Annotated in this window: 5 protein-coding genes; 1 reads left to right on the top strand and 4 read right to left on the bottom strand. The window is 70.5% G+C overall.

The window, feature by feature from the left end; all coding sequences use genetic code 11:
• Window positions 1–163 precede the first annotated feature (163 nt).
• From ACFWW9_RS45380 to ACFWW9_RS45365, 4 genes are all read right to left on the bottom strand, one after another.
• Window positions 164–1732 carry a DEAD/DEAH box helicase gene (locus ACFWW9_RS45380; protein ID WP_390389746.1) on the bottom strand — a complete coding sequence of 523 codons (1569 nt, stop codon included), beginning with the start codon at window positions 1730–1732 and terminating at the stop codon, window positions 164–166.
• 450 nt (window positions 1733–2182) lie between these two features.
• The gene (locus ACFWW9_RS45375; RefSeq protein WP_390389745.1) at window positions 2183–3136 is read right to left on the bottom strand and encodes a serine protein kinase RIO; all 954 of its coding nucleotides are present in this window, start codon (window positions 3134–3136) and stop codon (window positions 2183–2185) included.
• 208 nt (window positions 3137–3344) lie between these two features.
• Window positions 3345–4085 (bottom strand): peroxide stress protein YaaA, encoded by a 741-nt coding sequence (gene yaaA, locus ACFWW9_RS45370; RefSeq protein ID WP_390389742.1) that lies wholly within the window; start codon window positions 4083–4085, stop codon window positions 3345–3347.
• Window positions 4086–4465: 380 nt separating this feature from the next.
• A complete protein-coding gene (locus ACFWW9_RS45365) occupies window positions 4466–4816 on the bottom strand; it encodes a VOC family protein (RefSeq protein WP_390389741.1) in 351 nt (116 codons plus the stop codon).
• Between the two features lie 146 nt (window positions 4817–4962).
• Here ACFWW9_RS45365 and ACFWW9_RS45360 point away from each other — a divergent pair, with 146 nt between their 5' ends.
• Window positions 4963–6714, top strand: a complete 1752-nt coding sequence (locus ACFWW9_RS45360) for a proline--tRNA ligase (protein ID WP_390389739.1) — start codon at window positions 4963–4965, stop codon at window positions 6712–6714.
• Window positions 6715–6835: the final 121 nt, after the last annotated feature.

Genomic DNA, 6835 nt, shown 5'->3' with positions numbered 1-6835 from the left:
GACAAAAAGGATGCGAAGGCGCTTCGGATCGGGGTGGGGAGGGGGGTCTGGGAGTCGCCTGGGTTGGGTGCTTTTGTTTGGTGGGCGGAAAGCGAAAAGGCCGAAAGCGAAAGGCCCCCAGGCTTGTGCCAGGGGGCCTTTCGCTTCTTGTCTAGCTGTTTGCTTAGTACGAGCGGGCGGGGCGGGGGCGGCCGCTGCTGGCGCCTGCGCCTGCGCTGGCTGTTGCGCCGCCTCGGTAGCCGCCCTCGCTGCGGCCGCTGCTGGAGCCGCGGTCGCTGCGGCCACGGCTGCCGCCGCGGAACTCGGAGGTGCGGCCGCCGCCGGAGCCGAAGGGGCCTCCGCGTCGGGGGCCGCCGCGGCGGTTGCCGCGCTCGGGGATGACGGGCTCGATGACCGGTTCGCCGCTGGGGACGCGGGCGCCCGTGATGCGGATCAGGTCCTCGTTGCCGGGGGACACCTTGGTGCTCTCCGGGCGGATGCCCGCGCGGGCGGTGAGGCCCTGGACGGCACGGCGCTGGTCGTGGGTGACCATCGTGACGACCACGCCGGACTGGCCTGCGCGGGCCGTGCGGCCGGCGCGGTGCAGGTAGTCCTTGGAGTCGGCAGGCGGGTCTACGTGGACGACGAGGCTGACGTCGTCCACGTGGATGCCGCGGGCGGCCACGTCGGTCGCGATGAGGACCGGGGTGGTGCCGTCGCGGAACTCGCCGAGGACCCTGGTGCGGGCGCTCTGGGCCTTGCCGCCGTGCAGGGCGCCCGCGTGGACGCCGACCGAACGGAGCTTCTTGGCCAGGCGGTCCACGTGGTGCTTGGTGCGCACGAACATGATCGTGCGGCCCTCGCGGGCGGCCACCTCGGTGATGACGTTCTGCTTGTCATCGGCCGACACGAGCAGCAGGTGGTGCTCCATGGTGGTGACGCTGCCGGTGGGCGGCGCGACCGAGTGGGTCACCGGGTTGTGCAGGTACTGGCGGACCAGCTTGTCCACGTCGCCGTCGAGCGTCGCGGAGAACAGCATCCGCTGGCCGTCCTGCGGGGTGAGGTCGAGGATGGCGCGGACCTGGGGCATGAAGCCCATGTCGGCCATCTGGTCGGCCTCGTCCAACGCGGTGAAGCGCACGTCGGACAGGTCGCAGGTGCCCTGGCGGACGTGGTCCGACAAGCGGCCCGGCGTCGCGATCAGGAGGTCGACACCACGGCGCAGCGCGTCGATCTGACGCGGGAACGACGTGCCGCCGACGACGGTGCGCGCGGACAGGCCGAGCGACCGGGCGAACGGGGTGAGGGCTTCCTCGACCTGCATCGCGAGCTCACGGGTGGGCACCAGGATCAGTGCGCGCGGCATGAGCGGCTTGGCCCGCTGGCCCGCGAGGCGGGACAGCAGCGCCAGACCGAACGCCAGCGTCTTGCCGGAGCCCGTCTGGCCGCGGCCGAGCACGTCCCGGCCCGCGAGGGCGTCGGGGAGCGTGGCGGCCTGGATCGGGAAGGGGGCTTCGATGCCCGCGGCGGTCAGCGCGCGGAGCAGCTCGTCGGCGAGACCGAGCTCGGCGAACGTCGGCAGCGGGCCTTCCGGCACGGTGCTCTCGACGTGTTCGGCGACAGTGGAAGGACCGGCCTCAGCGAACTGGGAGCGGCCATTGCCCTGGCCAGAGCGACGCGGCCGCGGCTTGCGGAACGACGGACGCTCGGAACGGCCCTGGGACGTGGGTGGCAAAACAAACCTCCGGGACATGGCACGTCTCGGGGATGCTCCGCAGTTGTGCAGCGGGTCGCGGCGCCGATCGCAAGGACGAGCCCGACGCGTGTTGTCGCGCCGATGGTTGTTAGGAGCACCGATGACCGACCCGAGGTGGTCTCGCGAGCACAGGAAGTTGTGCAGGCATTTGCGCGGTGCAAGGACCACTCTAGCTGATCATCGGAAGTGCGCGTCGCGGGTAGGGGTGCCCAGGGGTCGTGTTCTTGCGCACAGGGGCTGGAACACGTGTGGGGGAAATAGGGGAATTTGGATCATTCCCGCTGGTGGGGGGTCTGAGGTGAAGCAATTCACCTCGTGTTGTCCCACTTCGGGAACCGGGGTTGAACGGCCGCTCCCGTTCGGACCTCGTGCACTCCGTTTCGTCTGCGCGTGGAGAAGAACAACGGGTGTCGGGCGGTTGTTCCCGCGCCCGACACCCGTTGGCCGTCAGTTCAAGCCGGCGGCGTCGACCAGGACCACCATCAGCTCGTGGTGGTCGGCCAGCTCCGGGGCGAGGCCGCGCGTGGTGAACCAGGTGGAGACGTTGTGGACGTCCCGCTCCAGGATCGACTCGGCCTTCGGGTTGGCCACCAGGTCCACGACCTGGGGCAGGTCGATGAGGATCAGCCTGCCCTCGTGGACCATCAGGTTGTACGCCGAGAGGTCGCCGTGCGCGACGCCCTCGGCGGCCAGCATGGTCAGCGTGCCCACCAGCTGGGACCACAGGTCGACCAGTTCGTCCGGATCCGGCCGCAGCTGCGCCAGGCGTGGAGCGGCGGTGCCGTCGGCGTCCCCGAGGAACTCCAGCAGCAGTTCGGTGCCGCTGCGCTGCACCGGGTACGGGACGGGAGCGCCGAGCAGCCACAGCCTGCTCAACGCCGCGAACTCCGCGACCGCCCACTGCTCGGCGATCAGGTTGCGGCCGAACGAACTGCGGTTGCTCATCGCCCGCATCTCGCGCGACCGCCTCATGCGACGGCCTTCGAGGTAGCCGGCGTCGCGGTGGAACATGCGGTGGTCGCTGCCCCGGTACCGCTTCGCGGCCATGAGGCAGCTCTGGTCCGGTGTGGACCGCTCGACCAAGTGGACGTCCGCTTCCTTGCCGGTCTTGATGATCCCCAGCTCGCGGTCGGCCGCGCCCAGGTCGGTGATCACCCAGTCGGGGCGGGGCGTCGGCCCGTGGTCGGCGTCGCCCCACGTGGACCAGCGGTCGGCGCCCTCGGGCGTGTCCGGCGCGCTGACCGCGTCCTCGCGCAGACGGGCCAGAGTGGAGCGTTCCTCTTCCGTCAACCGGCCGGTGCGGGCGCGGTCGTCGGTTCGCATCTTGCGCTTGCCCCGACGCAGGGTGTCCTGGACGTCGTCGAAGGCGGATTCGTAGTCGTACTCGTCGTGCTCGCGCACTGGTGGGGTCTCCTTGAGAGAGGGTTGCTTGCACCCCACCTGGGCGCGCGTCGAGACGCTGCTAGCCGAGGGGGGCGGGTGGACGGGCTGGTGCCACGTCTCGGACAGTCGTCTTCACCGCGCACCTCCTCGCGTCCACCGGCAGACCTGTTCCACCGGGCAGTGCTCCGTGCAGCTTCTCAAGGGCCGATCGGTCGTCGCAACCGATTTAATCTGTGAACAGGTCGGCCGTGCGGTCGCCGGTCTTCTCCACCCGGAACCCGGCGGCTTTCGCGACCTTGACCAGGCCGTTGAGGTTCTTGGGCTCGGCCCGCGAGACCACGAGCGCGCGGGCGAGCAGTCCTTTGTGGGCCTTGTTGAAGTGGCTCACGGCCTTGCGCACGCCCGAGCCGTCCTCGCTCACGACGCGGACGGTGACGGCGTGGGGGATGCGCGCGAGCGTGGCGTACGGGCCCGAGCGGAGGTCCACGACGAAGTCGTCGATCTCGGCCAGGGCCGGTTCGAGCGCCGGACGCCAGAGCGCGCCGAGGGGTCCGATCGACGGGAGCGCGCTGCCGCCGGAGAGCCGGTAGGCGGGAATGGGGTCGCCGCCGCGCACCACGCCGAACAGGGCCGAGGCGATCGCGAGCCGGTGGAACGCCCGGTCCCGCTCGCCCTTCTTGAGGGTGGGGAGGTCGAGGGCGTCGTAGAGGACGCCGGTGTAGCGGGCGAGGGCGGGCATGGTCGGGGAACGCCACAGCTCCGCGTTCCGCTGGACCTCGTCCGCCTGCCGTTCGGAGAGCGCGAGCGCGGCGAGGCTGCCGGGAACGTCCGCCGCCAGTTCGACCAGGGCGTGCGCGATCTTCTCCCGGACGGGGGTCAGTTCGGGGCAGGTCAGGACGGAGTGGTCGAGCGGAGCGCCCACGCCACCGGCGGCCTTGGTCTCCGAGGGGGGAAGCAGCAAAAGCACAGGGTGAGGGTAGGGCAGGGCCCGGACCCGTGGTCCCGACCGGGTCTGGGACGGGACCACCCAGGCCTGCCGAAGGCGGCCCGGCGGGCAGCGGTCCCGGCCGCCGAGCCGTCGCCGCCGAAGGCAGTCCGGCAGGGGCGGCCGGACGGGATCTGGCGGCTGCCCGACCACGCCGGAACCCGCCGAGGGTGACTTGGCCAGCGCTGCCGAAGGCGACCCGACCTAGGTGGTTCAGTCGGTGCGGCGCGGCCTGGCAGCGATTCTGGTGGCCGAGCCCTCCTCGGTGGCCGGTCCGCGATGAACGACGGTTCCGGCAGCCGGGTCATTCCCGCCGTGAACGCCGCCCCGGACCGTGGTGGCCGCCCACCGTCGTGGTGGGGTCAGCCGGGTTGGCCGATGCAGAACTGGTTGCCGTCCGGGTCTGCCAGGACTGTCCAGGTGAGGCCGGGGACGGTGTGTTCGGCGATTTCCGAGGCTCCCAGTTCGGTCAGGCGGGCCACCTCGGCCGCGCGGTCTTCGACGTGCATGTCGAAGTGGACGCGGTTCTTTCCTGGGGCCACCACCTCGACCCGTTGCAGGCCCAGTTGGACCGCGCCTTCCTCGGCGGGGGCGAGGATGAGGAATTCGCCCCAGTCGTGCTGGACCGTGGTGCGGAGGGCCTTCGTCCAGAAGTCGGCCAGCTTGTGCGGGTCACCCGTGTCGATGGTGACCATGCCGATGGTGAGCGTCATGCGGGAGACGGTAGAGCGGGGGTCCGACAATTCTCGGGAACGCCGTGCCACCTGCGCGACGGGGGTGGTGGGCGTAACCCGTTGGAACTGGGCGAACGGTCTTCACTACGCTGTTCGGACACCGTTCTCCACGAGGAGTACCCATCGTGATCACCAGGATGTCGTCGCTGTTCCTCCGCACCTTGCGCGAGGATCCGGCCGACGCCGAAGTACCCAGCCACAAGCTGCTGGTCCGCGCCGGCTACGTCCGCCGCGTCGCACCGGGCGGGTACACCTGGCTGCCGCTGGGCCTGCGTGTGCTGCGCAACATCGAGCGGGTCGTGCGCGAGGAGATGGACGCGTTCGGCGCGCAGGAGATCCAGTTCCCCGCGCTGCTGCCCAAGGAGCCCTACGAGGCGACGAACCGGTGGACCGAGTACGGGCCGAACCTGTTCCGCCTCAAGGACCGCAAGGGTGCGGACTACCTGCTCGGGCCGACCCACGAGGAGCTGTTCGCGCTCACCGTGAAGGGCGAGTACAACTCGTACAAGGACTACCCGGTCACGCTGTACCAGATCCAGACGAAGTACCGGGACGAGGCGCGGCCCCGCGCGGGCATCCTGCGCGGGCGCGAGTTCCTGATGAAGGACTCGTACTCGTTCGACCTGACCGACGAGGGCCTGTCGACGTCGTACCAGGCGCACCGCGACGCCTACATCCGGATCTTCGAGCGGCTCGGCATGGAGTACGTGATCGTGTCGGCCACGTCCGGCGCGATGGGCGGGTCGGCGTCGGAGGAGTTCCTGGCCGTCGCCGAGACCGGCGAGGACACGTTCGTGCGGAGCACGGAGTCCGGGTACGCGGCGAACGTCGAGGCCGTGACGACGCCCGCGCCGCCGGAGGAGTCCGTTGAGGACAAGCCCGAGTCCTCGGTGCACCACACGCCCGGCACGCCGACGATCCAGACGCTGGTGGACTTCCTGAACGGCGCGTCACTGGGGCGCACGTTCACCGCCGCGGACACGTTGAAGAACGTGCTGGTGAAGACCCGCAAGCCCGGCGAGAAGGACTGGTCGCTGCTGGCGATCGGCCTGCCCGGCGACCGGGAGGTCGACTTCAAGCGGCTCGAGGCGGCGCTGGAGCCCGCCGAGGTGGCGATGCTCGAGGACGTCGACTTCGCCCGCAACGGGTTCCTGGTCAAGGGCTACATCGGGCCGGGTGCGTTGCTGGCCAACGGGGTCCGGTTCCTGGTCGACCCGCGCGTCGTGCGCGGCACGGCGTGGGTGACCGGCGCGGACAAGGCCGACCACCACGTGGTGGACCTGGTCGCGGGCCGCGACTTCACCGCGGACGGCGTCATCGACGTCGCCGAGGTGCGCGCGGGCGACCCGTCGCCCGACGGCCACGGCGTCCTGGAGTCCGCGCGCGGCATCGAGATCGGCCACATCTTCCAGCTCGGCCGCAAGTACGCGGACGCGTTCTCGTTGGACGCGCTGGACGCGAACAACAAGCCGATCCGGATCACGATGGGGTCCTACGGCATCGGCGTGTCGCGGCTCGTCGCGGCCATCGCCGAGCAGAGCCACGACGAGAAGGGCCTGATCTGGCCCCGGAACGTGGCTCCCGCCGACGTGCACTTGGTGGTGGCGGGCAAGGACGAGGCGTTGCTGGCGGGCGGCGAGAAGCTGGCGGGCGAGCTGCACGCCGCTGGCCTGACCGTGCTGCTGGACGACCGTCCCAAGGTGAGCCCCGGCGTGAAGTTCAAGGACGCCGAGCTGATCGGGATCCCGACGATCCTGGTCGTCGGGCGCGGGCTGGCGGACGGGGTCGTCGAGGTGAAGGACCGCCGCTCCGGTGAGCGGTCGGACGTCGCCGTCGACGCCGTCGTGCAGCACCTGGTGGAACTGGCTCGCGGCTGAGGATTTTTCGGGTTGTGGGTGCGGCCGAAAATGTCGGACCTGTGAAGTAGCGTTGAAATCAGGGGTTCCCCGGTGGGGGACCCCTGATTTGCGTTGGGGCTGGTTTGCGGCTGTGGTGGGC

The organism is Umezawaea sp. NPDC059074, from assembly GCF_042738955.1.
Lineage (GTDB): Bacteria > Actinomycetota > Actinomycetes > Mycobacteriales > Pseudonocardiaceae > Umezawaea.
The sequence above is the reverse complement of the archived record's forward strand: the minus strand, read 5'-3'. Positions and strand labels throughout refer to the sequence as shown.